Raw genomic sequence first — 25,105 nt, 5'->3', positions numbered from 1 at the left:
GCCGGTGGCCTCAACCCGTCCGTAGGCGCCCGTACTGTGGCGTATCGAGAACGGCAGGGTCACCGAAATCCGCACTTTGCAAAACCAATTCGGTTTGCTCACTCAGGTCGGCTACCTGCCGGCCGACGTGTACGCCGCGTGAAACGCACCACCGGGTGGTGGTCATATCCACCACTCCGCCCGTTGCATTCAGCCCCCTCACCATAGAAGGAGTCCTCATGACCGCCCTGCCCGCATCCGAACTCGTCCTGGTCCCCGGTGGCACCCTCATCACCGCGACCCCCGAGGAAGGCCGAGCCCTGGCCCTGGCCCTGGCGCGCCACACCATCCATAACATCCAGCCCGACCTGGACAAGCTCAAAGAGGGCCGCCCGATCTATTCGGTCAATCCCGACAGCCTCATCGCCGCCGGACACGTGGTCGCCGTCGAGTTCCAGACCATCGCCGCCGCCAACAACTACTGGCGTGACTGAAATCCCACCGGCGCGCCGAGAGGCCCTTCCGGCACTTCGGCGATGACAAAGGCCCGGCTCCAGATCCTTCGATCTGGAGCCGGGCCTTTTCGTGAATGCCTCTGAGCCGGAGGGCTATTCGCCGCTATCGCCCGCAGAGGTTCGCACGCTGTCGAGTTCCCGGTCGAGGGAAAAGCTCAACACTGTGCGGATACCGACGATCGCGGCGAGCACCGCAACACTCCCGAGAGTGGGCGTCGCGGCGACCGTGCGGATGATATCCGCGCCGACCAGCATTTCGAGCCCGAGCAGAATCGTCGAGCCCAGCCGCACCCGCAACCAGCGGTACGTCCCCGGGACCTTGGCATAGAGCCGGGGCATCGCCGCGAGCAACGTGGCCGCGGTCCCGGCAACGATCACTCCTACACCGAGCGCATCGATCGATCGGCCCGCGCCTTCGACGACAACGGCGAAATTCATCGCATCTCCTCTCCGTACCAGCGGTATTCACCACGTGGGGACGTAGCCGCCGTCGATGCGAAAGTCGGCGCCTGTGATTTTTCCGCGGTCACGCGCCAGCATCAGCGCGGCCTGCGCGATCTCCTCCGGTGTGCGCCAGTCCTCGTCGGTAATCACGTCACCGGCAGCCAGGGCCGCGTAGACACGGCACGCAACATCAATTACGGATTCGGTGTTCATGGGTGCAACGCTGCCGAATCAGTCACCCGCATCGCTTCGGTCGATCGACTGCGTCCATCGGGGATCAGGCCGCCATGCTCAGGTAGCGATTCGGGTTCGCGCGCCGGTATCTACCCAGGTGATGATGCTGTCCCGGGTGCGGGCTGGGTGGTGTTCAGGCGGCCCGAAAGGTGCACTGATGATTTCACCGCCGGCCATCCGATGCGTCGTGATCCAGCCCAAACCGCGCACATCAGAGGCACTCAACGAGGTGTTGTGATGACCGCCTGAGGCCGTAGAAATTTGTGGATCGTGTCGGCTAGAGGCGCGTCGCCGTACGGACGAGGTCGGCGATGGGTTTGGATCTGCTGTGTGGTGGCCAGGCTATGACGGTTGTGACGGGCGGTGCGTCGGGGACCGGCACGATGGCGTGATCGTCGCGGAGTTGGGCTCGGAGCGACTCGGGCATGACCGCGCAGGCTCGTCCGAGCCTGATCAGCTGGGTCAGCTGGGTGTGGTCGCGAACCTGTGGGCCGGGGCCGTCCGGATAGCTTCCGTCTGGGCGAGGCCAGCGTGGTAGGGGCAGGTCGGTCAGGGCGTTGACCTCGGCCATCGAGATGTGGGGTCGGTTGGAGAGGGGGTGCCCAGCGGGCAGGACCACGACCTGCTGTTCGGTGTGCAGGTCCTCGGTGTCGAATCCGGCGGTCGAGTCGTAGGGCCGGTGGAGCAGGGCGACGTCGGCACTTCCGTTGCGTAGCAGGCGTTCCGGTTCGCCGGGCCCGCCCAGCACCACCTCGACTGCGACAGCGCCGGGTTCGGCGGCGTAGGCGTCGAGCAGCTTCGACAACAGTTCGCTCGACGCTCCCGCTTTCGCGGCCAGCACGAGACCGGGCCGGTCGGCGGCGGCGCGGCGGGTACGGCGCTCGGCGGCTTCGACCGCTTCGAGGGCGAGCCGGGCCTCGCGCAGCAGCACCGACCCGGCCTCGGTCAATGTGATCGCGCGCGAACCGCGGTGCAGCAGAACGACTCCGAGTCGGCGTTCCAACTGCTGGATCGCCCGCGACAGCGGTGGTTGCGCCATCGTGAGCCGTTGTGCCGCCCGCCCGAAGTGCAGCTCCTCGGCGACGGCGACGAAGTATCGCAACTCCCGTGTCTCCACCATGTCATCGTATCCGCCGCTCACCACGACCGATACCCGTGCGGTATCGCCGCCCACCCGATCGGTGTTGGAAGCCCCACCCGCGTCCGCCGCATGATCGACGGCATGAGTGAACCGACGATCGCGCTGGTGACCGGCGCAAACAAAGGAATCGGATACGAGATCGCGGCGGGCTTGGGCGCGCTCGGCTGGCGAATCGGTGTGGGTGCGAGGGACGAACAACGCCGTGAGACCGCGGTGGAGAAGCTGCGGGCGGCCGGGATCGATGCGTTCGGCGTGCCGCTGGACGTGACCGACGACGAAAGTGTTGCCGCGGCGGCCGAATTGATCGCCGACCATGCCGGTGGGCTCGATGTTCTGGTCAACAATGCCGCGATCACCGGCGGTTCGCCGCAGATACCGACCACGTTGGCATCCGCGACCGTGCGAGCTGTCGTGGAAACCAACGTGATCGGGGTCATCCGGGTCACCAACGCGATGCTGCCGATGCTGCGCGCCTCGGCCTCACCGCGAATCGTCAACATGTCCAGCAGCGTGGGCTCGCTCGCCCTGCAAACCACACCCGACATCGACATGGGCCCGGTTCCCACCGCGTACTTGGCGTCGAAGACGTTCCTCAACGCCGTCACCATCCAATACGTCAAGGAACTGAGCGGCACCAACATCCTGATCAACTCCGGCTGCCCGGGTTTCACCGCCACCGACCTCAACGGCTTCCGAGGCGTCCGCACACCACAACAGGGGGCAGCGATCGCGATCCACCTCGCGACCCTGCCCGACGACGGACCGACCGGCGGATTCTTCGACGACGCCGGAACTGTGCCGTGGTGACGGGCGCACCGAAAGGAGAAGCAGGACTATGACAAAGGCAGTCAGGTACGACGAATTCGGCGGAATCGACGTCCTGCGGATCAACGAGGTCGACCGCCCGGTGCCGGCGGCCGGGCAGGTCCTCGTGCAGGTGAAAGCAGCAGCCATCAACCCCGGTGAGGCGGCATTACGCACCGGCGCGATGACGGACATCTTTCCCTCGACCTTTCCGTCCGGGCAGGGCAGCGATCTCGCCGGAGTCGTCGCCGAGATCGGTGCCGGAGTCGACCGATTCTCGCCCGGCGACGAGGTGATCGGATTCTCCGAGAAGCGAGCCGCTCACGCCGAGCTGGCCCTCGTCGACGTCGACAACCTCACCCCCAAACCGAGCAACGTCCCATGGGAAGTGGCGGGCAGCCTATACATTGCCGGCGTTACCGCCTGGGGGGCAGTGCATTCCGTACAGCTGGAGAAGGGCGAGAGCGTCGTCATCTCCGCGGCAGCCGGAGGAGTCGGCTCGTTCGCCGTTCAGCTCGCGCGCCGTGCCGGAGCCACGGTCATCGGCCTGGCGAGCGAGGGCAATCACGAGTGGCTGCGAAGCCACGGCGTGATCCCCGTCGCCTACGGTGACGGCGTCATGGACCGGATCAAGGCCGCCGCACCGGGCGGCGTCCACGCCTTCATCGACACCTACGGCGGCGGGTACGTCGAACTGGCGCTCGCTCTCGGCGTCGCCATCGAACGGATCGACACCACCATCGATTTCGCAGCAGCCGCGAAGTATGGGGTCAAGACCGAACCCGGGCCCAACGGCAGGGCGGGCGCCGAGGTCCTCGCCGAACTGGCCGCCCTGATCGCCGCCGGACACCTCGGAGTCCCGATCGCGAACGTCTACCCGTTGACACAGGTTCGCCAGGCCTACACCGAACTCGAACGCAGACACACCCACGGGAAAATCGTGCTGAGGCCTTAGCCGGCACCACGCACATCTGATATTCGGAATGGGCGCATGCCAGCCCTCCACCATCGTGAGCGCGGACAACCGGGATTGCCACGCGTAGGTGCATTTCAGAACCTCGCATCCGCCGCGTTCCAGTTCGGTTCCCGGCCGTCTCAGGAGTAGGGCGAGACGACCGGGAACGCGATCAACCCAGCGGGAGACTGTTTCCAAGAGAAAGGGTCAGGCCCGCACCGCGAGCTTCAGCCCGGGTGCTGTGCAGCCGCAGCTCAGGGGAGGGTGCGGCAGTAGAGCGCCTGCGGCCGGTTGCCGCGGTTGTTGTTGCCGGAGAATGCGATTCCGGCGACGTACTCGTTGGCGTTGCACTGGCCCTTGTAGTAGCTGTTGGCCCAGTCGCCGCCCTCGCCGGAGGCGGGGCGGTTGTCGCCCTTGTCGAACCAGAGGGTGCGGCCGGCGCCTGCCAGCGGGACTAGGCCGGGGGCGCAGAGGATTCCTGACATGGCGTCGCCGCGGAGGCTGTAGCCGATCATGAATTGGCCTTCGGTGCACTGGTATTTGGTGAAGCCGCCCGCCCAGTCGGTGCTGACCTTTTCGGAGCTGACCTTCACCGCACTGGTGCCCGGCTGCCACAGATCGCCCAAGGTAGCGTCACCGCAGAGTCCGCCCTGGCCGCGGTCGGAGACACCGAACAGGCGCTGGCCGTCGGGGCACACCATCTTGTGCGCGCCGCCATCCCAGTCCGCAGCGGCGCGGATCGAACGGTTGTCGTCCTCGTGGATGCCCTGGAGCATGGACCAGGTGCGGGACGGGGTCACCTTGCCGGTGAAGCCGTTCGCGGCCATCAGGCGACTGAAATGCGTGCCGCGCCAATCGTCGGCATCGGTGATTTTGCGCAGCCCACCCGTGGTGTCATAGCGCAGCAGACCCCAGGAGTTGCCCTTGTCGTTCTCCTGGTAACCCATGATCGGCCAGTAAGCGAAGTCGAGGTCGCGGTCGATGAGGTAGTCGACCATGTTCGCGAACCAGGTCTTGTCCAGGTCCCCGGCATCGGTTTTGCCGACACCGAATTCGCTGACCCAGACCGGGGCGGTGAAGTGCTTGTCTGCGGTGGTGGCGACGTAGCCGGCGCGGTCGTCCATCGACTTGAACAGATCGGTGCGCGACATGTCGCGGAAGCGCGGGTCGTGGGTCTCACCGCCGCTGATGCCGGTGCCGCCGGTGTGGTTCGGGCCGATGTAGCCGTAGAAGTGGACGGCGTACACGACCTTGTGGGACTTCACCAGGGTGGTGGACAGCCGCTTGATCGGCTCGAGCATCGGGCGCTCGTGCCAGGTCAGGTCGGTGGGGACGCCCATCCAGTTGACGCCCTCGACCATGATCAGCAGATCCGGATTGCCCTTGGTGAGGATGGCGTCGCCCGCTTCCTGCGCGGCGTCGGCCCAGTCATGGCTGTCGCCCTGGCCCCAGTTCGGGTTGTCCCAGGTGTCGCGGCGCACCTCGTTGCGCAGGTCCGCGCCGATGACACCGGGATCGTTGCGGTACCGGGCGGTCATGAAAACCCAGTCGCTGATCCACTTGTCCCAGGACTGACCCGAGTTCCAGCGTTCGTTGCCGTCCACGCCACAGCACCAGCGGGTGGTCGTGGTGTGGTTGTTGAGGATGACGCCGAGTCCGGCCGAGGTGAGGGCGGCGACGGCCCGGTCGTACACCTCGATCGGGCGCAGTCCGTTGAGTTCCGGATTGGCGGTCAGGCCCTGCACCGGTCGGGTGTCGGAGATCATCTCGTTCGAGAAGGGCAGGCGAATGCTGTTGAGCCCCAGCGCCTTGAAGTCGCCGACCAGCTTGGCCATCTGCACCCGGTCGAGACCCAGCGGGGCCCGGTGCCCGTTCTCCTCGGCGAAGTTGTTGGCGGTGACCTCGTCGTCGCCACTGCCGTTCCACGTGCCGCTGGAGCCGTGCCAGTTACCGGACTTCAGCTTCACCCGATTGCCGCCGGCGTCGACGATGTATCGCCCGCTGGTGCTCAACGGACCCTTCAAACCACCGGGATCAGCCGTGGCGGGAGCGGTGCTGTGCATGAACGGAACCACCAACGTTCCGAGCAGCAGCAGCACCGTGGCTAGCTTCCTCATACCGAATCCTCATCCTCGCGAGACCAATCCGATCGGTCGGCGCCGAGGAGGACCCGTGACCCGGGTCACTCCCGGCGGGCCGGTCGAGGAGAAACAGTAGATTCGGACACCCGATTTCTTAAACAACAAATATCCGGTGTTTGATCAGCCCTTCTTGTTAATCACTCCCACCTGCGGATGAATACAACCGCGGGAGTGCAGGACTGCTAGGTCGAGCGCCGGATGCACTTCAACGGCTGCTACCGGGGGCGCAGATGAAGGGTCCGGCTCGAAGCAGGTCACAGACCACCAATTTGTGGATGTTCCAGTACATGTCACTCGAGCCCTGGCTGACCGAGAACCCCACATCGCCGCCGAGCGCGCGTTCGAACGATCCGGTTTCGGCCACAACAGGCGCGACAGGTCCCGCGACGGGTCCTTCGGCAGCCGGCTGCAGGACCAGGGGCGAGGCGCCGGCGGTTCCGGCAGCAGCGGCGGTGATCAGACATCCGGCCGCAGCAGCGAGAATACGTTGTCTGGCAGCAGCTTTCATGGACGCTCCTCATGTTTCGTGATGTCGATGCCACCCTACGCATGTCTGAAGCATCAGAGTTTCAAGTTTCTGCCCCTACTTCTGTGGTCGGCGTTCCAGGCTGTGCACTGCCGCCACGCCGGACCGACCGGAGTTGCTGCGGCACTATCGAGTTTCGCGATCTGGGTTACCGGATCATGGCGCCGATTGTTTCGACTCGATCCGCCAGAGGGACGTTCAACTCGATCACCGGAATGTCGGCGAGGAGGTGCAGCGGGTCGGTGTAGGCCAACTCCAGGAGTATCTCGTTGACCGTGTGGCGCAGACCGAGCATCTCCGCCGGGGGCAGAAGTCGCTCGGTTTCGGGGGTTATGGGCACCAGGACCAGGAGATCCAGCGTGGACAAGGCATTTCGGACTGCGGCGGGAGTGGTGGCGGAATCGATGTCGAGGCCGGTCGCTGACAGGTAGGCCAGGAAGTCCAACGGGGTTCGGTCGAAGACGGATCCGTCCGGCTCGGTGGTCAGCAGTTGGATCGAGCGGGCCAGCTGGGCTCGGTAGTCGGCGCGCGAGGGCGGGTATTCGAAGTCGTAGCCGTCTTCCTCGAGGAGGACGTACGGTTCCTCGATCGGCGTGAGTTCGTCGAAGCGGGAACACAGTTCGTGAACCAGCGTTGTCTTGCCGGTTCCGTGTGGTCCGGATACCCCGATCCGCATTCGACTCCTTCGATTCGATGTTGTTGTACGACCAGCCCTGTGGTTCAGGTGGCCACGGGGTGATCCGTGGTACGGCACCCGCCACGCCCGGCGCTGACGACCCGTGGGCGCATGTGCTGGAGTGGTCCGCCGTCGCGATCGATGCACGTCTGGCCCTGACTTATGGTGCGGCCGCCTGACCATAACCGACCGCGGCCGCCGGATCTCCGCACCCGCAGACCACTACGACAGGCTTCAAACGCCCGGAATGCAACATCTGGGCAGGCGCGCTCAACGCAGCTCGCCGGGGCCTGAGGACACGGCCATCTGCGTAGATCAAAATGGCCGATTCCCTGGCTAGGCTTCCGAAATGAACTGCTGGATCGTCGAGGGAAGCGCGGTCGACACACAGGATGTGACGCACCTGATCGTGGACCTGCACAACACAGGCGAGTGGACCCTGCGGTGCACAGGAAGACCCGCCAAGCCTGAAACAGCGCTCGCCGGTCGGGCGCGGTGCCTACGTTGTTCGCTCAAAGCCGCAGACGCGTTCCGCCTGGGCCACCAGCCATTACACGTTGTCCAAGAATGGATGCGAGTCGACCACACCGCGCTTCCCCGACCACTGTCGATCCAGCGTCATGCACCCGAACGCCGGACACATCCAGCGACCCCTGCCGAGTCGGCCAGCCGCGACCTGATATTGGATCTGACAGACCCGGACATGCACTATGTCATCACCGACGCGCTCGCGAGATGGGCTGCGCATCAACGCCGGAAGGCCCGGGCCGAGCCGGACACGACCCTGACAGCAACCCGAAACCGCTGGGCCGACCTCGCAGACACGGTCCGTGTCCGCGCCGACGTGGTGGGCAGCGACTGAGCTTTCGACTTCATAGTCAGGTTTCACCGCAAACCACTAACCCATGACCCTGCACACCTACCCCACCGACCACCCGCACACCGTCCTTGCCTCCCAGCCGGACTCGATCCCCTTCATCGCCAAATCCTTTGCCGGACATCGACATCCAAAAGAACGGGTCGAACCAACCACTGACCCGACCAGCGCGTACCGGCGAGCAATGAGCACAGCAAGCCGCGGCGACCCGTTGCTCCCCGCCATAACGTCCGTCCGACACGCGCAGGCCTTATTGGATGCTGACCGGCACATGCACGCCTTTCCTGGATGGGCCCACGCGCGCCAATCCGGAAAAGGCGTGCATGTGACCTGGTCACAGGGTCGACCAGCATGCACCTTCCTAGGTTGACCTAACGAGAGTGTCGGCCGGTATCGGTACCGTCCAGTGTTGTGGAACCTGGGGCACGAATCCAAGAACTCGCCGAACGCATCACCGCGCTGCGCACGGCCTACTACGAGGGCGCGCCGCTGGTCGCCGACGCCGACTACGACGCCGTCGAGGACGAGCTGCGCGGCCTGATACAGGCCCATCCCGGGCTCACCCCGGATCCGAACCCGCTCGACCAGGTCGGCGCGCCGGGCGTGCTGCACGCCCCGGTCCGGCATGCACGCCCGATGCTGTCGCTGGAGAAGGCCACCACCGGCGAGCAGGTCGCCGCGTTCTTCGCGCGTTTCCCCGGCCAATCGGTGGTCGTGATGCCCAAACTCGACGGACTGTCGCTGTCGCTGGTCTACGAGAACGGCCGCCTGGCCCGCGCGGTCACCCGCGGTGACGGCGCCACCGGCGACGATGTCACCCCGCTCGTGCGCGCCCTCGTCGACGGCGTCCCCGACCGCGTCGAACTGTCGGGCAGGGTGGAAGTACGCGGCGAGGCCGTCATGCTGCGCTCCACCTTCGCGGCCTACAACACCACCCACCCCGACAAGCCGCTGATCAACCCGCGCAACGCCGCCGCGGGCACACTGCGGGCGAAGGATCCGGCCACCGTGGCCGAGCGGCGGCTGCAGTTTTTCGGCTTCGACCTCGACACCCCCGCTGAGGACACCGCGGTGGATCTGGAGGACGGGCTGCAAGCGCTGGGCTTCACCGGCGCGGCCATGCAGCACTGCGCCGACGTCGTAGAGGCGCAGGCCGCTATCAGCGAGATAGAACGCGGCCGCGCCGATCTCGACTACGACATCGACGGCGCGGTGCTGCGCCTGGCCGACCGGGACGCCTACGCCGCGGCCGGCACCCGCTCCAACTCCCCGCGCGGCGCGCTGGCGTTCAAATTCGCCGCCGAGGAGAAGACCACCCTGCTGCGCGAGGTCATCTGGGACGTCGGCAAGACCGGCAAGATCGTGCCCGTCGCCTGGCTCGAGCCGGTCTTCGTCGGCGGCACCACCGTCACCAAAGCCACCCTGGCCAACCAGGAAGTCATCCGCGCCCGCGACATCAAGATCGGCGACACCGTGCTGGTGCGCCGCGCGGGCGACGTCATCCCGTTCGTCGCGGGCGTGCTCGACGCGGCCGCGCGCACCGGCGCCGAACTCGACATCGTCGCCCCCACCACCTGCCCCTCATGCGGGCAACCGGTGACCGAGCAGGGCAACAGCCGAGAGTTGTTCTGCACCAACATCTCCTGTCCCGCGCAGACGGTGCGGCGGCTCATCCACTGGGCCTCACGTGCCGCCGCCGACATCGACGCCATCGGGCAGAAATGGATCGAACGTCTCGCCGAGGCGGGCCTGCTGGAGAACCCGTCGGACTTCTACACCCTCACCAAGGAGCAACTGCTCGAATTCGATGGCGTCGGTGAGGTTTCCGCCACCCGCATGATCGAATCCATCGACCACAGCCGCCCCGTCGGCCTGCGCCGCGCCCTCATCGGCCTGGCGATCCCCATGGCCTCCGACGGCACCGCCGCCCGCCTGGCCCGCGCCGGATTCGCCTCGCTGGAAGAGGTGGCCGGCGCCGGCGAAGACCGGCTGGTCGAGGTCGAAGACATCGGACCGAAGGTCGCCGCCTCCTTGGACACGCACCTCGCCCGCCTGCGTCCAGAACTCGAGCGGCTGCGCGAACACGGCGTCTCCCTCGACGTGCGCGAGGAGGACCTGCCCCCTGTCGTCGCCGCGGGCGCTCCACTGGCCGGCAAGACCGTGGTGATCACCGGCGCGATCAGCGACCCGCGCTCCGGGGAGAAGATCGCCCGCCCGACCTTCCAGCGCATGTGCGAAAAGGCTGGGGCCACAGCCGCTTCCTCGGTCTCGGCCAACACCGACATGCTCATCACCGGTGCGGGTGTCGGCGACAGCAAACTCACCAAGGCCGCGAACCTCGGCGTGGAGGTGGTCGATCAGGCCGACATCTGGAAACTGCTGATCGACGCCAACGTCTCCTAGGCCCTTGGTTCGCCCGCCTGAGCGGACACCTCGGGCATCCCCTCTCGTACTGCCGGAGCCGATATGCCGCCCACCCCACAGTCGTTGTCCGAGAGCGACATCGAGCACGTCGCCGCGGAACTGGAACGTGGTCGCCACCCCACCGTCTGGTTCACCAGTAGTGCGGTCGGGGTGGAAGTAAATCGATCCGGAAAGGTAGTCGGGCTGGCCGAACCTGGAGACCCCGACTTCATACAGGTGAAACCAGCAGGCACCCGCGACACGCTCGCCTTCTCCCCGGCCGAACTCTCGCTGACCCGCCCCCCGCGCCGACGTGCCTCGCGCCGGAGGCCCACCTTGCCATCTCGATCACGTACGCCACCGCCGGACCAGCCGCGACTGTGGTAGCGGCTACATGCAGCGATCCGGGTGGCACGCATGGGGGGACGGTGGATCAGCGTTGTCGGATGGCTCCGGAGGACTTACCTGAATCAGCGGGCTCGTCCGCATGATGACGTGTCAATCCTACGAACCCGAGGACGACCACGTGGGAGCCGCGGCCTCGCCGGCTATAGCCGCTCAGCGCGGCTATCGGAGTTGTACCTCCCCTGTCGATTCTCCCGCCTCGGTCACCGCCAGCAGCAACAGAGGAGCCGAACTCGACTACGGGCCCCGTGGCCCGCAGCACCACGAAGGCATCCAGCTTCGGCCGGTATGACCTGGAGCCACATGAAAACCCTGCCCGCCTCAGCCACCGCCGGCATGCTGCGGCGGGTGTCTGCTGTGGCTTGCGACCCAAGGATCCCGTGGCCTGCTGCGGCCTGGTGGCGCAGCTGTGCAATCGGAACCTCGTTCAGCGCCCATCGGGCAACCGGGCGATTCCGCGACTCGCCATACCTTTCAGTGGGAGGTCAGCTCCTTGTAGTTCAGGAACTCCTCGAAGGAGATTTGCCCCTCCGCCCAGATACGGTCTTCGTTGATGCGGCGCCCAACGATGTCCCGCACTTCCGGGTCCTGGGCCATACCCCATACGAGCGCGTCATCGAAGGTGATGAAACCGTCCTGATCTGCATCGATCTCGTCGAACTCCCGCCGGGTGGCAATGAACTGCTGCTGGTCCATATCCGTCTCCTATGCCGGTTGGGTACCGCCGAACAGCTACGCCTTCGTTCGTCATCGATCCAGCGCATAAGCGTACGCGGACGTCTGGATTGACGGCAGTACCGGAACGCATTCGTAACTCGGCATGAGCGCGCATTGCCTGCGGCCATGAGGCGCTCTACTCGTTGACCTTTCGGCACCTCTCCCTTCTGATGCCTGTGGGTCGATTTGCCGCGTGGTGCTAACACCTATTGCTTGTCGTGGCGACGTTGTTGACCGGACAGTCGCCCTCGCTACGGCCACATGCCGCGAAGTCGCAGAGGCGGCACAGCCACGGCTGTGGACGGCCGCTGGTCTGGGACGTGCGTTGCTCGGCTCTGGCGAGGGTCACTGTGGTCAGCATTGTGTCCAGGGCTGATGCGAGATTGTCGATCTCATCCGCGGACAGCGCGGACAGTGCGCTCGTCAGGGACATCTCGCGCGTTTGGAGTATCTGCGCGGCCATTTCCCGGCCACGACGGGTGAGGGCAACCGAGACAGCGCGGCCGTCCTGCGCTCCCCCGCGCTCGACTAGGCCTTCGTTGACGAGGCGGTCTACGAGGCGGACGGTGCCCGAATGAGTGAGGCCGAGAACGGAACTCAGTTGCGTCACCGATGCGCCGTCGAGGAATTGGTGCATCGCGGCGAGCGCAGCGGGGGCCGACGGGCCGAGTGCCGCGACCGCTTCGACGGACGTGTTCATCCGGTCGGCGACGACGAGGCTCAAGGCGCCCAGGACGTTGGCGGTGTGCTGAAGGCTTGACTGGGTTTCCGTCACGGATCTAGTTTATATGCATGAGTCATACATATTCCACGGGGATGCGTGCAGAGTCGACGGCGGCGCTGTCGATGGTCAATATCGACAGTGCCGATCCGGCCAGGCAGGCTCGCTTTTACGCTGCCGCGCTCGGCTGGGAGGTCACCTACAGCGACGACAACTACGGGATGGTCGAAGGTGACGGCGTCAAGATCGGGTTCGGCAAGATCGAGGGATTTCGGCCCGCTCAGTGGCCTGACGAGGCAGGCGCCAAGCGCTTCCACCTCGACTTGCAGGTCGACGACCTCGACGATGCGACCAAGAGTCTGTGCGCGATCGGAGCCACTCAACCCGACTTTCAGCCCGGTGAGGGGCGCTGGCGGGTGCTGCTCGATCCCGATGGCCAGCCGTTCTGTCTGAGCCCCCGTCCTGCGGCTACGTCGTGACCGAACTCGCGGAGCTGCTTGTCCACGACGCCGAGGCGTGGCACGCCTGGTTGGACCGCCACCATGGCGACCACCCCGGGGTCTGGCTGGTACTGCACAAGAAGGGCGGCCAGACAACGGCCCTGACCTACGCGCAAGCGCTCGACGAGGCGCTGTGCTTCGGTTGGATCGACGGGCAGATCGCGCGACGTGACGACGGCAGCTATCGCCAGCGCTTCACTCCGCGGCGGTCGAAAAGCCCGTGGTCCGCAAGGAACGTGGAGCACGTCACCCGCCTCATCCAGGCCGGGCGGATGCGATCAGCCGGCCTGGCCGAGGTCGAACGCGCCAAGGCTGACGGGCGGTGGGACGTCGCCTACCAAGGGCAACGGACCGCATCGATCCCCGACGACCTGCAACGCGAACTCGACCGCGACCCCGCGGCCGCCGCTGCGTTCGCCGAACTCGACGCTCGCAACCGCTACTCGATCATCTGGCGCATCAACGAAGCCAAGCGCCCGGAGACACGCCAACGTCGGATTGCCACTTATCTAGCCATGCTCCGTCATGGAGAACGCCTACACCCGTGAACCAGCGGTCGACCGGTACGGCAAATCTCTGAGCCACAGGACCTTTCGATCAACAACGCATGGCGTGGATGGCCTTCAGTGAGGCAACCGGGGGGGCTTGTAAACGCAATTGTGGAGAGCCCGTGGAGATTTCCTGCGGATGCCGTGCGACCGATGGAGGTGTTCGTCGTCGGGTGCCAGCATGATCGCATGCTTGCGACGAATATCCCCGATGACCAGGTTTATGCGATGCCGCGGCGGTGGTCTGCCTGGCTGATTCTGCTATTTCCAGTCATCGGCGCGATAGTGGCGGTGTTGACCTACCGCCGGATGGTGGACATAACTCTCGACTGCGTTCACCTCATCGATGGAGGAGCCGGTTTCGCACTCATGTTCTGGGGTGTCGAGGGGCTGCTGAGCATGTCGTTCGTGGGTCTGCTGACAGGACTGATCGCGGTCGTCGCCAACCGCCTGCTGCGCACCTCGGCGACTCGCCACCGAATCAGTGGAATCGTTCCGGCGGTGATAACGGGCGTGGGTATCGTTCTGCTGGCCATCATATGTGTGCGTTTGCTGAACGGGGCCACGCCGCCGGCCGACTATTGCAGCAAATTCGATTTTGCGCCTCGCTGAACCGATTTCAAGTGGGCGTGGAATTCAACGAAGCGACGTGCCCGGAGACACCGTGACGGGGATGCCGTTGACCGCCGCGTTCCCGCTCGGCACATCCACGAATCCCGGCGGCGACAGGATGTTGCTGTTCACTCCGGGATGTGCGGAGGCGACGGCCGTGCGCGCGCCGGGCCGGTCGTGACCCCAGCCGTGGGGCAGGCACACCACGCCGGGACGGATACCGGAGTCCAATTCGACTGGCACGGTGAGCGAACCGGACTCCGAGGTCACGGTGGCGGGCTCGCCCTCGACGAGCCCGAGGCGGGTGGCGTCGTCGGGGTGAACCTGCAGGGTGCACCGATTGGACCCCGTCATCAGGGCCGGCACGTTGTGCATCCACGAGTTGTTGGACCGCAATTGCCTACGGTTCACCAGCACCAGGTCGGCGGCCGGGCGGTCCAGCCGGGCGAGCAGACGGGGCAGGTCGGCGGTGATGTGCGGGGGTGCCAGCACGATCTTGCCGTCCGGAACGGTCAGCACCTCGGCGAGCCGAGGCACGTTGGCTCCCAAGTCGATTCCGTGCGGGTTCGCCAGCAGCACGTCCAGCGACAGCCCGCCCGCCACCTCGCCGTATCGGTCACCGAACGGTCCGGTGCGCAAAGTGAGGTCCAGCAGACGCTGCGGCCCGCCGGCGCTGAATCGTCCTTCCTGTTCGTACCGTGCGCGCAGCGCGGCGCCGTCGAATCCCTTGACGGACGCCATCACGTCGAACAAGGCGTTGTCGAACACGCTGACGTCGACCTCGTCGGCGGCCTGGCCTTGGCAGGCGCACGCCAGACGGATCAGGATCTCCCATTCCTCGGGCCGTCCGTCCTCGGGCGGGAAGACGGCGGGCGAGTAGTTCGCGCCGCTGCCCACCGCGAAATTCCAGACCAGGTCGTCATGGTGGGGCTGTTCGAGCGCGGACAGCCCGGGCAGGATGACGTGCGCGTGCCGGGTCGTTTCGTTCATCCAGTTGTCGACGCTGATCATGCAGTCCAGTGCCGGCAGGGCCTGGTCGAGAAGCTCGCCGCCGGGTGCGGACAGCACGGGATTTCCGGCCACCGTGAACAGCGCCCGGATCTGGCCGGCACCAGGGGTGGCGACTTCCTCCGCCAGGCAGGACACCGGTGCGTGACCCAAGATCTCGGGAGCGCCCCGCACCCGCGTTTTCCATCTCCCGAAATTCGGGGCGCCCTGCTCGAGACCGGGCATCGAAAGTTCGGTGAACGACCATGCCGAGGGCTTCGGGAACAGCAGGCCACCCTCGACGTCCATATGCCCGGTGATGATGTTGACGACGTCCACCAGCCAGGACGCGAGAGTGCCGAATTCCTGGTTACAGGTGCCGATCCGGCCGTACACCACCGCACGCTCGGTCGCGGCCAGCTCGCGGGCCAGGGTGCGAATCCGGTCGGCCGCGATGCCGGTGACCGCCTCGACCCGCTCCGGGGTCCAATCAGCCAGCAGATCCCGCAGCTCGTCGAGCCCGTTGACGAAACCTGCTGCGGCACCGAGACGTACCAGGTTCTCGGCGAAGATCACCTGGCATACAGCGGCAAGGAATGCCGCGTCGGTTCCGGGGGTGATGGCGAGCCACTCGTCGGCCTTGGCCGCGGTCGCGGTGCGCCGCGGGTCGATCACCACCACCTTCCCGCCGCGCTTGCGGATCGCGGTGATTTCGCCCATGACATCCGGGCAGCTGAGCAACGATCCCTTCGAGACCGCGGGGTTGGCGCCCATCACGACGAGCATGTCGGTGCGCGGGATGTCCGGGACCGGGATCTTCCACATGCCGCCGTACATCAGGTGCGAACTGACGTTCTTGGGCCACTGGTCGATGGTTCCCGAGCTGTAAACCATTGGGATGCCGGACATTCCGATGAGCATTCCGGCATAGCGGCTGAGGCTGAAGCTGTGCGCCAGCGGATTGCCCAGATAGGCGGTGACGGCCTCGATGCCATGCTCGGCGATCACCGGGTTCAGCAGCTCCGAACAACGCCGGAACGCCTCCGGCCAACTCGCCTCCCGCCAATCCTCCCCCTCCCGGATCATCGGCACCCGGAGTCGATCGGGGTCGTGGTGCATCGCACCGAGTGTCGTGCCCTTGGCGCAGATATGGCCCCGGCTCCACGCGTCGAGCCGGTCCGGTTTGATCAGCACCACCTGATCACGCTCGACGAAAATGTCGAGCCCGCACATGGCTTCGCAGAGCGGACACGTGCGGTGGTGGACGCGAAGATCATCAGCCACGGTCGATCACCACGACCTGGCGACCCATGGTCTGGCGCTGTTCCTGCGCCTCCAGCGCGGCCGGGATCTCGTCCCAGGTCAGTTGCCTGCCGACCGCCGTCGAAATCTTGCCGGTGCGCAGCAATTCGAGCAGCTGGACGTGCGCGCGCTGACCCTCGGACCGGGCCGGCCAGTTGAAGCCGAGGGTGCGGCGTACGGCGGTGGGATCGTTGACGTAGACCAGGCACACACCGCACAGATCGAAGTTGCCGTAGGCCATGGCGCGCGGGGTGATGTATCCCTTGTCCTCCAACTGGATGTCCTCGGTCCATCCGGCGATGAGGTGCCGGCCGTTGAGGCCCATACATTTGAAGGTCTGCAGGGTGGTGTCACCGCCGACGGCGTCGAAGGCGACGTTGACGCCCTGGCCGTAAGTGAGGTCGACCACCTGCTCCACCCAGTCCGGGTCGCGATAGTTGACCACGTGATCGGCGCCGAGCTTTCGGCAGTACTCCAGCTTCTCCTCGCTGCCGGCCGTCGCGATGACGCGGGCGCCCAGCGCCTTACCGATAATCAGTGCGCCCGAACCGGTTCCACCGGCCGCGGCATGCACCAGCAGCGTCTCACCAGCCTGCAGCCGGGCGCGCTCGTGGAGCGCGAACCAGCCCAAGTGCAGCGGGTAGTGCATGGCCGCGCCGTCGACATCACTGAGCCAATCGGGCAGTTCCAGCGCCGTGGCACCTTCCACCAGTGCGTACTCGGCATAGCCGCCGTGCGCGAACTGCGGGATGCCCACGATGCGACGCCCGATCAGATGCTCGTAGCCGAGACCGGCGCTCTCCACCACGCCCACGGTCTCCATCCCGGGAACGAACGGCGGTTGCAGCGGCATGGTCGCGTACCGGCCGCGGATGACGTCGATGTCGTTGAAGTTGAGGCAGAACGCGTGCACCCGCACCCGGATCTGGCCGGGTCCCGGAGCCGGGACGGCGACGTTCTGCTCGGCGAGAACGGACGCCGGCGCGCCGAGCGCGGTCGCCACCCAGGCTCGTGCGGAAAGGGAATTCTGGTCGGTCATGGGGCTCCTCTGCCGATCTCACCGAGATCAACGGAACCTAACGCTGATACCTAAAGGTGTAAAGAGGGGATGAGACGGCGATACAGATACGCGCGTAAACCATCTTCGCTGCGACAACGCGACCCGTCGTCGACCATGAGGGAGACCACGAAACGCATTACGGTCTCGGCGATCTCGTCGAGTTCATCCGCGACCTGGGGTTCCCACTTCAGCAGTGGCAGCAGGGCCACGCGCGACACCTCGACCGCCTGGGCCGCCAGGATCTCACCCGGACGGATCAGCGCCAGCAGCGAGGCCGCGGGATCGCGTCGATACTCCATGACCACCGTGACCACCGATTCGACGACGAACTCCGCCCCGGAGTTGGTCCCGGCCTCCGCAACGGACATCAGTTGCCCTGAAATACGCTGCGCCGCAGCCGAAGACACCGCGAATAGCAGGTCCTCGCGGGAGCCGAAGTATGAGTAGACGGTCGGGCGGCTCAACCCCGCGCGCGCGGCGACCTCGCTGACGGTGGTCTTCTCCCAGCCCACGTCGATGAGGCATTCGACGGCGGCATCGACGATGCGCTCCGCCGTCGAGGAACCGCCGGAGTGCACATGCCGAGCCAGTGCCCGCTCAACAGCCGGACCAGCACTCTTCGCCGCGCTGTGCACACGCGGCACGACCAGGGAGAACTCCAACCCGAGGCCGCAGAGCCGAATCAACCGCAGTACGTCATCGAGTTTCACCGATGAGTTGCCGTTCTCCCACCGGGCAATGGCCGGTTGCACCGTGCCCGCACGGGCGGCGAGCTCGGCCTGGGTGAGTCCGGCGCGACGCCGCGCGTCTCGGATCAGAGCACCTCCAGTGGACTGCATTCACGAACCATATACCAGTTTTGATATGCATGGATCGTGAGTCCTCGGCCGGGGTCTGCGGTCACGTCCTCGCGGACGGGTCAGCCAAGACGGTTCGGCGGGCCGTGGCGGCGGGACACCAGGGGCCTTGGCCCCGTTGATCTTCCGAGGTTCGGAGTTGACCGATTCGGTCAGGACGGTATCCAGCCGATCGGGTGCGGCTGCTGTCGTCGGTGAGCTGTCAGTTGCGGATTCCGGTGACGCGCTTGATGATCGCGTCGAAGGCGCGGTCGGGGAGTAGCCATTTCGCGAAGAGCAGCGGGCGGGCGCCGAACCCGACCCGGTAGCGGGTCTTGGGGCGGCGGGAGGTGACGGCCTTGGCGATCGCGTCGGCGATGACCTGGGGCGGGGAGTTGCGGCGCGCGTTGGCTTCCGAGCTCAGCAAGGTGGCCACGGCCCGAGCTTGGGTGGCGTAAGGCGTGTCGCCGGAGACTTTGCGCAGGTGATCGGCGGCGATGCCGCCCCATTCGGTGGCGATGCCGCCGGGCTCGATCACCACGACATTCACGCCGAAGGGCTGTGCTTCCAGGCGCAGGCAGTCACTGAGTGCTTCGAGGGCGAATTTGGTGCCGTGGTACCAGCCCCCGAGCGGGGTGTAGATCTTGCCGCCCATGGAGGTGATGTTCACGATCGTGCCCGAGCGCTGCTCGCGCATATGCGGCAGCACCAACTGGACCAGCCGCGCCGCACCGAAAACATTGACCTCGAACTGGTAGCGGGCCTCGTCAAGGGGCACGTCCTCGATCGCGCCGAAGGAGCCGTAACCGGCGTTGTTGACCAGCACGTCGATGCGGCCGGTCTCGCCGATGATCCGCGCGATGCCCACGCTCATCGACGCGTCGTCGGTAACGTCCATGGCCAGCGGGCGGATGCCGCCGTCGGTGAGCTTCTCCAGACGGTCGATGCGGCGGGCCGCGCCGTAGACGGTGTAGCCGAGGTCGGCCAGTTTGCGGGCAGTGGCCTCGCCGATGCCGGAAGAGGCTCCGGTGACGAGGGCTGTTTTGGTAGTCATATCGCCTCCCGAAGATGAAAATGAACTGCCGTTCATGTTTCTATGGTGAACCCCGTGGTCATCGAGTACCTGACCCGGGTCGCCGATGAACAGGTCTTGTGCCGAGAGCCTTGCCGCTTCGCGGCTGGAGGCTTCAGCGACGGGTTATTCGAGAGCCGCATATCCGACAGGGCAGGCCGCAGAGCTCCCGGTACAGCCACAGCTGACGGTCGACTGGAGTCTCACCTGTCACGTGCGAGGGCATTGACCCTGACCCCCTCGAGATACCGGCGAGCGCTCTCCGCACGTTGACACGGCGGGTCGCAGGTGGAGTGGATCTTGCGGATGCCCCGGGCGCGTTCCCTGGTGATGGGGCAGATCGAACCGTTATGGCAGTCGTCGTTGGCCCAGGACGCCTTGGGGTCCAACCAAGACGGTTCGGCGGGCCGTGGCGGTGAGGCTGTGGTTGGTCAGTCGAACCATTCGGGGTCGCCGGAGGCAATGAGAGCGGACAGGACTGCTGGGTCTTGAAGTGCCTGCTGGAGCAGCTTTCCGAGTTGGCGGAGGGCCTCGGGGTCTTCGCCATAGGCGACGAAGGTTCCGGCCTCGGGGTCGTAGTTGAAGCGGTCGGCCAGGTCGGGGGCCTGGGTTGCGACCGCTGAACGCGCTACGCCTGCCCAGCCGTAACCGCCTCCGTCGTAGCCGAACTCGGCGAACGCGGCCTCGGCGGTGGCGGGCATGTTGCTGTCGGACAGCATCAGGCAGTAGTGGCCGGGCTTGTGGTCGTATTCGAAGAAGACCAGTGGGGCGTAGGTTTCGCGATCAGTCACGTGCGGACCTTATCGAGACACCCCGACAGCGGTGTGGGGCGGATCAGATGGGGTGCGCCGACAGCCGGGCCGCCGCGAGTCTCGAGGCTGCCGCTACGCGCTTCTCGCCTTCGAGGCGGGCCCGGATTGCCGCGACCGAGTGGGGGTTCGGCGGGTGCGGGTCTGGGACGTAGTGGCGGGCGCAGAGGTAGACAGCGAGGGCGATGAAGGCGAAGGCGGCGGTGGCGATTTCGGTGACCATGACTTCCCCTCGGGATCAGGCCGGGTAGGCGTGGAGGGCGACGCGGATTGCGCGGAGGACGGTGGTGACGGGCTGGAGGGTCTCCCACTGGGGGTATCGGAACCAGCGCGGGCCGAGGCAGTGGGGAGTGTGCGGCGCGGGCAGGATGAGTTCCCCTTCAGCGGGCAGGAATTCGCAGCGAGCGCGGCGGCGGAAGTCGGTGACGGGGAACGTGAGGTCGAGGTGGGTGGGGGCAGCCAGCAGGGTCAGGACGCCGGTGCCGGGGTGCTCGTCGAGGATGGGGGTGACTTTCTCGAGCCAGAACAGCTCGTCGTCGACGTGGGCGGCCAGGGCGGCGGGGATGCGGATCGCGGTGATATCGCTGGTGGACAGCGTGATTCGGTTACCCGCGAGCCGACACGGCAGGCCGTAGAGTTCCCGGTACAGCCACAGCTGGCGGTCGAGCGGACTCTCGCCGGTCAGGGTTGCGGGCATCGGCTCGGACCTTCCTCGAGATACCGGCGGGCGGTCTCCGCCCGGGGGCACGGCGGGTCGCAAGTGGCATGGATCGCCAGAATCCCCTGGGCGCGTCGATGAGTGATCGGACAGATGCGGGCGTCTCGGCAGCCGTCGTTGACCCAGGACGTCGTGTGCTTCGACCTTTGATCTCGCTGGATCGCCATGCATCAAGTGGAGCGCCGCGACAAGAATGTGGGAAGTGAAAAGCGGGAATTCGGATTTTCCCTCTGTTTCACCAGGTTTCGGTCCTCGAACCGTGAGATGATTTTCCCGCTCCGGGAATCGCCATCGCCGCGGAGCGGGAAACATGATGCCCCGAGAACGGGAAATTCCATGTCCGACAGTGAAGGCACCCTCACCCGCCGCCAGCTCGGCAGATACCTGAAGTCCGCCCGCGAAGAAGCCGGGTTCACGCTGGAGCAGGCGGGCAGACAGATGGACTGGAGCAAGAGCAAGCTCCAGCGGCACGAGGCCGGAGAGGTCGCGAAGATCCGCCGACCTGATCTGGATCTCCTGATTCGGCTGTACCAGATAGACGATCGCCAAGCCGCGCACCTGCATGGTCTGGCCGAAACGGCCGCCGGGAAGTCTTGGTGGCACGAGTTCAGTCGCGTTCTGCCGGAAGACTTCCGCATCTACGTGGATATGGAATCCGCCGCCGCGATGCTGACGACCTACCAGCCCGACCTGATCCCCGGCCTTGTTCAGACCCGCCCGTATGCGCGCGTGCTGGCCTACACCGCCAACCCGGAGGACGGAGAAGCCGCTCTCGCAGGGCGATTGGAGTTGAAGACGCGTCGTCAGCGCATCCTCACTCACAACCTCAAGAAGCCCCAGCTGAACATGGTGCTCGGAGAAACTGTGTTGCGGCGGGTGATCGGCGGGCCGAAGATAATGGCAGACCAACTCAAACGCCTCGCCGAGGCAAGTACGTTGCCGAACGTCACTCTCCGCATCCTTCCGTTCTCCGCCGGGATGCCGACCGGCGATCAGACCGGGCCGTTCGTGATCATCGACTTCGGACCAGACGGACGCGGCCAGCCTCTCGCGCCGACCACCATCTACAGCGAGGGCTACTCGAGCGACATGTACTCGGAGAAGCGCGATGTCGTGGAGCGCTACATCGAGGCGTACAGAGTCCTCCAGCGGGCTGCGCTGGATGAGTCGAGCAGCAGAGATCTGGTGCGCGAGATAGCAAGGGAGTACAGCGCGTGAACAACGAACTCGACGGAGCACGGTGGTTCAAGAGCAGCAGAAGTGGCGGCAGCAAGGAGTGCGTCGAGGCCGCGTTCCTCGCCGGGGGCGGGGTCGGTGTGCGCGATTCCAAGAATCCCGGCGGGCCCGCGCATGTGTTCAGCGCCGGGCAGTGGGATGCGTTTGTCGGGGCGGTTGCGGCGGGGAGGTTCGACCTGCCGCGAGGTTGAGCGGTCGGCAGTCCGCTGGATTACGAACGGGCCCGGCCATTTCGGCCGGGCCCGTTGGTCGTGGGGCTCAGAACTCTTCGGAGTCCGCATCGGAGGCGGGGGGTTCGTCGCCGCCGCCTCGGATGGTCCAGAGGAGGCCGTCGAGTTCGTCGGGTTTGATGAGGACGTCTCGGGCCTTGGAGCCTTCGGAGGGGCCTACCACTCCCCTGGTTTCCATCAGGTCCATGAGGCGACCGGCCTTGGCGAAGCCGACTCGGAGTTTGCGTTGGAGCATGGAGGTGGAGCCGAACTGGGAGGTGACGACCAGTTCGATGGCTTGGAGGAGGAGGTCGAGGTCGTCGCCGATGTCGGGGTCGACGTCCTTCTTCTCGCCGGCCTTGGCGGCGGTGACGCCCTCCTGGTAGTCGGGTTCGGCTTGGGTCTTGGCGAAATCGACTACCGCGGCGATTTCCTCGTCGGCGATGAATGCGCCCTGGAGACGGGTCGGTTTGTTCGCGCCCATGGGCAGGAAGAGGCCGTCGCCCATGCCGATGAGCTTTTCCGCGCCGGGCTGGTCGAGGATGACTCGGGAGTCGGTCAACGACGAGGTCGCGAAGGCCAGGCGGGACGGGACGTTGGTCTTGATCAGACCGGTCACCACGTCCACCGAGGGCCGCTGGGTGGCCAGCACCAGGTGAATGCCTGCGGCGCGGGCCTTCTGGGTGATGCGGACGATCGCGTCCTCGACATCGCGGGGGGCGGTCATCATGAGGTCGGCGAGCTCGTCGACGATCGCCAGGATGTACGGGTAAGGGCGGTAGACCCTTTCGCTGCCCAGCGGCGCGGTGATCTGGCCGGACTTCACCTTGCGGTTGAAGTCGTCGACATGGCGGACCTTGTTGGCCTGCATGTCCTGATAGCGCTGCTCCATCTCCTCCACCAGCCAGGCCAGCGCCGCCGCGGCCTTCTTGGGCTGGGTGATGATGGGGGTGATCAGATGCGGAATGCCCTCGTACGGCGTCAGTTCCACCATCTTGGGGTCGATGAGGATCATCCGAACCTCTTCGGGGGTAGCGCGGCACAGCAGCGAGACCAGCATCGAGTTGACGAAACTGGACTTACCGGAACCGGTGGAACCGGCCACCAGCAAGTGCGGCATCTTGGCCAGATTCGCGGCCACGAACTCGCCCTCGATGTTCTTGCCCAGACCGATCACCAGCGGGTGGTGATCGTTGCGGGTGCTCGACGCCTTCAAAACATCGGCCAGGCGCACCAATTCGCGGTCCGCGTTCGGGACCTCGATACCGACCGCTGACTTGCCCGGAATCGGGGCCAGCAGGCGCACGTTCTCGGTCGCCACCGCGTAGGCGATATTGCGAGCCAGCGCGGTGATCTTCTCGACCTTCACGCCGGGGCCCAGCTCCACCTCGTAGCGGGTGACCGTCGGGCCGCGCACGAAACCGGTGACCGCGGCATCGATCTTGAACTGGACCAGCACCTCGGTGATGGCCTCGATCATGGATTCGTTTGCCGCGCTGCGCTTCTTCGGCGGATCGCCGTCGGTGAGCAGGTTCAGCGACGGCAGCGTGTAGTCGCCGTCCACCTCGCGGTCGGTGACGAACTCCAGCTGCTGCGGCTCCGGGGGCGGCGGGGTCTGATCGATGACCTTCGGAGCGGGCTTGCGCGGCTTGGGCTTCGGTTTCTCCTCCTCCTGCTGGACGATCTCCTTGGCGTCCTGCAGCGGGGGCTCGCCGATGATCTCGGTCAGCGCGTCCGACCCGCCGAACTCGTCCGGCGGGTAGTTCTCCGACGGGGTGCGGCCGCGGCGCTTGCGCACCTCGGGGGCGTGCAGCGGGAAACCGTCCGCGTCGTAGTTGGAGGGGTCGTAGGGGTCGTCGGAGTAGCGGTCGTATTCGTCGCCGCCCGCGCCGGTGCCGAAGATCTCCCGCAGCCGCTCGGGCACGTCGCGGACCTGGGTGCCGGTCAGCAGCAGCAGGCCGAAACCGATGGCCAGCATGAGCAATGGGACCGCGAGGAAGGCGCTCAAACCCTCACTGAGCGGGCCGCCCACCACGTAGCCGACAAATCCGGCGCCGTGGGCGCGTCCGTGCGCGTCGGAGGGGGAACCGGCGGCCAGATGCCACAAACCCAGTATCGGCAGCCCCGCCAGCAGACCGCCCAGCACCAGTCGCGGCCGGATCTCCGGCTGCGGCTCGGTGCGCATGAGGATCACCGCGATGGCCACCAGCACGAACGGCAATGCCGCCGAAGCCGATCCGGCCACCGCCCGCACCGCGGCATCGACCCAGCGCCCGACCGGGCCGCCCGCCGACAGCCACACCGCCGCCACGATCAGGAAGGCGAAAGCCACCAACCCCAGCGCGATCCCGTCCCGCCGATGGCCGTGCTCGATATCCCCCGCCCGGCTGGCCGCCCGCGTCGTCGCGCCCAGGCCCCGCGCCATCATGTTCCAGCCGCTGGTCACACCCCGCCGCACCACCGCCAGCGGGGCGGTATTGGATGCGCGCCGGGGGGCGGGCCGCCGGGCCGGAGCCTTGCGCGCCGCCGCCGGCCGCCCCTTCGCCGGGGTGCGCGGGCTACGGGCGCGGGCCCGCGCAGGAGCCTGCTGCCGCGTGGCCCCCGCTCGTGAACGTGGGGTTCCGGTGCGGGCCTTACCTGCCATGCGTCCCAGGCTAGCCGCAACAGCACCACCCGGA

Annotated in this window: 26 protein-coding genes; 10 read left to right on the top strand and 16 right to left on the bottom strand. The window is 66.3% G+C overall.

The genetic code is table 11. The annotated features are described in order from the left end of the window. The first annotated feature begins 218 nt into the window (after positions 1-218). Positions 219-473, top strand: coding sequence for a hexameric tyrosine-coordinated heme protein (locus ACYVKL_RS25075; protein WP_379173668.1), 255 nt, complete (start codon positions 219-221; stop codon positions 471-473). A 114-nt stretch (positions 474-587) separates the two neighbouring features. Here the strand turns inward: ACYVKL_RS25075 and ACYVKL_RS25070 are convergent, their stop codons facing one another. The 3 genes from ACYVKL_RS25070 to ACYVKL_RS25060 all read right to left on the bottom strand — a co-directional run bounded on the left by ACYVKL_RS25070 (position 588) and on the right by ACYVKL_RS25060 (position 2,292). After that, positions 588-932 carry a DUF1622 domain-containing protein gene (locus ACYVKL_RS25070; protein WP_379173670.1) on the bottom strand — a complete coding sequence of 115 codons (345 nt, stop codon included), beginning with the start codon at positions 930-932 and terminating at the stop codon, positions 588-590. 27 nt (positions 933-959) lie between these two features. Further along, entirely contained in the window at positions 960-1,151 is a 192-nt protein-coding gene (locus ACYVKL_RS25065; RefSeq protein ID WP_379173672.1) for a hypothetical protein, read from the bottom strand. A 298-nt stretch (positions 1,152-1,449) separates the two neighbouring features. After that, the gene (locus ACYVKL_RS25060) at positions 1,450-2,292 is read right to left on the bottom strand and encodes a LysR family transcriptional regulator (protein ID WP_379173674.1); all 843 of its coding nucleotides are present in this window, start codon (positions 2,290-2,292) and stop codon (positions 1,450-1,452) included. A gap of 102 nt (positions 2,293-2,394) precedes the next feature. On the opposite strand from ACYVKL_RS25060, the gene ACYVKL_RS25055 reads away from it, so the two are divergent. Together ACYVKL_RS25055 and ACYVKL_RS25050 are read left to right on the top strand one after the other, a co-directional pair. Further along, positions 2,395-3,120: an SDR family NAD(P)-dependent oxidoreductase gene (locus ACYVKL_RS25055; protein ID WP_379173676.1), complete on the top strand. Its 726-nt coding sequence runs from the start codon at positions 2,395-2,397 to the stop codon at positions 3,118-3,120. Between the two features lie 28 nt (positions 3,121-3,148). After that, on the top strand, positions 3,149-4,072 hold the full coding sequence (locus ACYVKL_RS25050; protein ID WP_379173678.1) for an NADP-dependent oxidoreductase: 924 nt from the start codon (positions 3,149-3,151) through the stop codon (positions 4,070-4,072). A gap of 254 nt (positions 4,073-4,326) precedes the next feature. Here ACYVKL_RS25050 and ACYVKL_RS25045 read toward each other — a convergent pair whose 3' ends face one another. The 3 genes from ACYVKL_RS25045 to ACYVKL_RS25035 form a co-directional block, all read right to left on the bottom strand. Then, positions 4,327-6,189 (bottom strand): glycoside hydrolase family 5 protein, encoded by a 1,863-nt coding sequence (locus ACYVKL_RS25045; RefSeq protein WP_379173680.1) that lies wholly within the window; start codon positions 6,187-6,189, stop codon positions 4,327-4,329. Positions 6,190-6,418: 229 nt separating this feature from the next. Continuing rightward, positions 6,419-6,721: a hypothetical protein gene (locus ACYVKL_RS25040; RefSeq protein WP_379173682.1), complete on the bottom strand. Its 303-nt coding sequence runs from the start codon at positions 6,719-6,721 to the stop codon at positions 6,419-6,421. 166 nt (positions 6,722-6,887) lie between these two features. Next, complete coding sequence (locus ACYVKL_RS25035; protein ID WP_379173684.1) at positions 6,888-7,415, bottom strand: AAA family ATPase; 528 nt, start codon at positions 7,413-7,415, stop codon at positions 6,888-6,890. A 349-nt stretch (positions 7,416-7,764) separates the two neighbouring features. Here ACYVKL_RS25035 and ACYVKL_RS25030 point away from each other — a divergent pair, with 349 nt between their 5' ends. Together ACYVKL_RS25030 and ligA are read left to right on the top strand one after the other, a co-directional pair. Further along, positions 7,765-8,277 (top strand): hypothetical protein, encoded by a 513-nt coding sequence (locus ACYVKL_RS25030; protein WP_379173687.1) that lies wholly within the window; start codon positions 7,765-7,767, stop codon positions 8,275-8,277. A gap of 426 nt (positions 8,278-8,703) precedes the next feature. Then, positions 8,704-10,695 (top strand): NAD-dependent DNA ligase LigA, encoded by a 1,992-nt coding sequence (gene ligA, locus ACYVKL_RS25025; RefSeq protein WP_379173690.1) that lies wholly within the window; start codon positions 8,704-8,706, stop codon positions 10,693-10,695. Positions 10,696-11,574: 879 nt separating this feature from the next. Here the strand turns inward: ligA and ACYVKL_RS25020 are convergent. Continuing rightward, positions 11,575-11,796: a hypothetical protein gene (locus tag ACYVKL_RS25020; RefSeq protein ID WP_379173692.1), complete on the bottom strand. Its 222-nt coding sequence runs from the start codon at positions 11,794-11,796 to the stop codon at positions 11,575-11,577. A gap of 220 nt (positions 11,797-12,016) precedes the next feature. Next, entirely contained in the window at positions 12,017-12,592 is a 576-nt protein-coding gene (locus ACYVKL_RS25015; RefSeq protein ID WP_379173694.1) for a MarR family winged helix-turn-helix transcriptional regulator, read from the bottom strand. A 17-nt stretch (positions 12,593-12,609) separates the two neighbouring features. Between ACYVKL_RS25015 and ACYVKL_RS25010 the strand changes: the two genes are divergently transcribed. The 3 genes from ACYVKL_RS25010 (at position 12,610) to ACYVKL_RS25000 (ending at position 14,198) form a co-directional block, all read left to right on the top strand. After that, positions 12,610-13,017, top strand: coding sequence for a VOC family protein (locus ACYVKL_RS25010; protein ID WP_379173696.1), 408 nt, complete (start codon positions 12,610-12,612; stop codon positions 13,015-13,017). Further along, positions 13,014-13,586: a YdeI/OmpD-associated family protein gene (locus tag ACYVKL_RS25005; RefSeq protein ID WP_379173698.1), complete on the top strand. Its 573-nt coding sequence runs from the start codon at positions 13,014-13,016 to the stop codon at positions 13,584-13,586. The genes ACYVKL_RS25010 and ACYVKL_RS25005 overlap by 4 nt, the downstream gene beginning before the upstream one ends. 153 nt (positions 13,587-13,739) lie before the next feature. Next, positions 13,740-14,198 carry a hypothetical protein gene (locus tag ACYVKL_RS25000; protein WP_379173700.1) on the top strand — a complete coding sequence of 153 codons (459 nt, stop codon included), beginning with the start codon at positions 13,740-13,742 and terminating at the stop codon, positions 14,196-14,198. A gap of 24 nt (positions 14,199-14,222) precedes the next feature. Here ACYVKL_RS25000 and ACYVKL_RS24995 read toward each other — a convergent pair whose 3' ends face one another. From ACYVKL_RS24995 to ACYVKL_RS24965, 7 genes are all read right to left on the bottom strand, one after another. Next, positions 14,223-16,418: a molybdopterin-dependent oxidoreductase gene (locus ACYVKL_RS24995; protein ID WP_379173863.1), complete on the bottom strand. Its 2,196-nt coding sequence runs from the start codon at positions 16,416-16,418 to the stop codon at positions 14,223-14,225. A 43-nt stretch (positions 16,419-16,461) separates the two neighbouring features. Beyond that, positions 16,462-17,526, bottom strand: coding sequence for a zinc-binding dehydrogenase (locus ACYVKL_RS24990; RefSeq protein WP_379173702.1), 1,065 nt, complete (start codon positions 17,524-17,526; stop codon positions 16,462-16,464). A 50-nt stretch (positions 17,527-17,576) separates the two neighbouring features. After that, complete coding sequence (locus ACYVKL_RS24985; protein ID WP_379173704.1) at positions 17,577-18,386, bottom strand: TetR family transcriptional regulator; 810 nt, start codon at positions 18,384-18,386, stop codon at positions 17,577-17,579. Positions 18,387-18,606: 220 nt separating this feature from the next. After that, positions 18,607-19,437, bottom strand: coding sequence for an oxidoreductase (locus tag ACYVKL_RS24980; protein ID WP_379173707.1), 831 nt, complete (start codon positions 19,435-19,437; stop codon positions 18,607-18,609). A 449-nt stretch (positions 19,438-19,886) separates the two neighbouring features. Then, positions 19,887-20,246, bottom strand: coding sequence for an immunity 51 family protein (locus ACYVKL_RS24975; RefSeq protein ID WP_379173709.1), 360 nt, complete (start codon positions 20,244-20,246; stop codon positions 19,887-19,889). A 43-nt stretch (positions 20,247-20,289) separates the two neighbouring features. Continuing rightward, positions 20,290-20,487, bottom strand: coding sequence for a hypothetical protein (locus ACYVKL_RS24970; RefSeq protein ID WP_379173711.1), 198 nt, complete (start codon positions 20,485-20,487; stop codon positions 20,290-20,292). A gap of 15 nt (positions 20,488-20,502) precedes the next feature. Then, a complete protein-coding gene (locus tag ACYVKL_RS24965) occupies positions 20,503-20,961 on the bottom strand; it encodes a hypothetical protein (RefSeq protein WP_379173713.1) in 459 nt (152 codons plus the stop codon). Positions 20,962-21,318: 357 nt separating this feature from the next. On the opposite strand from ACYVKL_RS24965, the gene ACYVKL_RS24960 reads away from it, so the two are divergent. After that, on the top strand, positions 21,319-22,200 hold the full coding sequence (locus ACYVKL_RS24960; RefSeq protein WP_379173716.1) for a helix-turn-helix domain-containing protein: 882 nt from the start codon (positions 21,319-21,321) through the stop codon (positions 22,198-22,200). Further along, positions 22,197-22,409 carry a DUF397 domain-containing protein gene (locus ACYVKL_RS24955; protein ID WP_379173718.1) on the top strand — a complete coding sequence of 71 codons (213 nt, stop codon included), beginning with the start codon at positions 22,197-22,199 and terminating at the stop codon, positions 22,407-22,409. Before ACYVKL_RS24960 ends, ACYVKL_RS24955 begins: the two co-directional genes overlap by 4 nt. A gap of 67 nt (positions 22,410-22,476) precedes the next feature. Here the strand turns inward: ACYVKL_RS24955 and ACYVKL_RS24950 are convergent, their stop codons facing one another. Beyond that, the gene (locus tag ACYVKL_RS24950; RefSeq protein WP_379173720.1) at positions 22,477-25,071 is read right to left on the bottom strand and encodes a DNA translocase FtsK; all 2,595 of its coding nucleotides are present in this window, start codon (positions 25,069-25,071) and stop codon (positions 22,477-22,479) included. Between the last annotated feature and the right edge of the window lie 34 nt (positions 25,072-25,105).

Source organism: Nocardia tengchongensis, from assembly GCF_054781395.1.
This window is presented reverse-complemented; position numbering and strand designations above follow the sequence as displayed.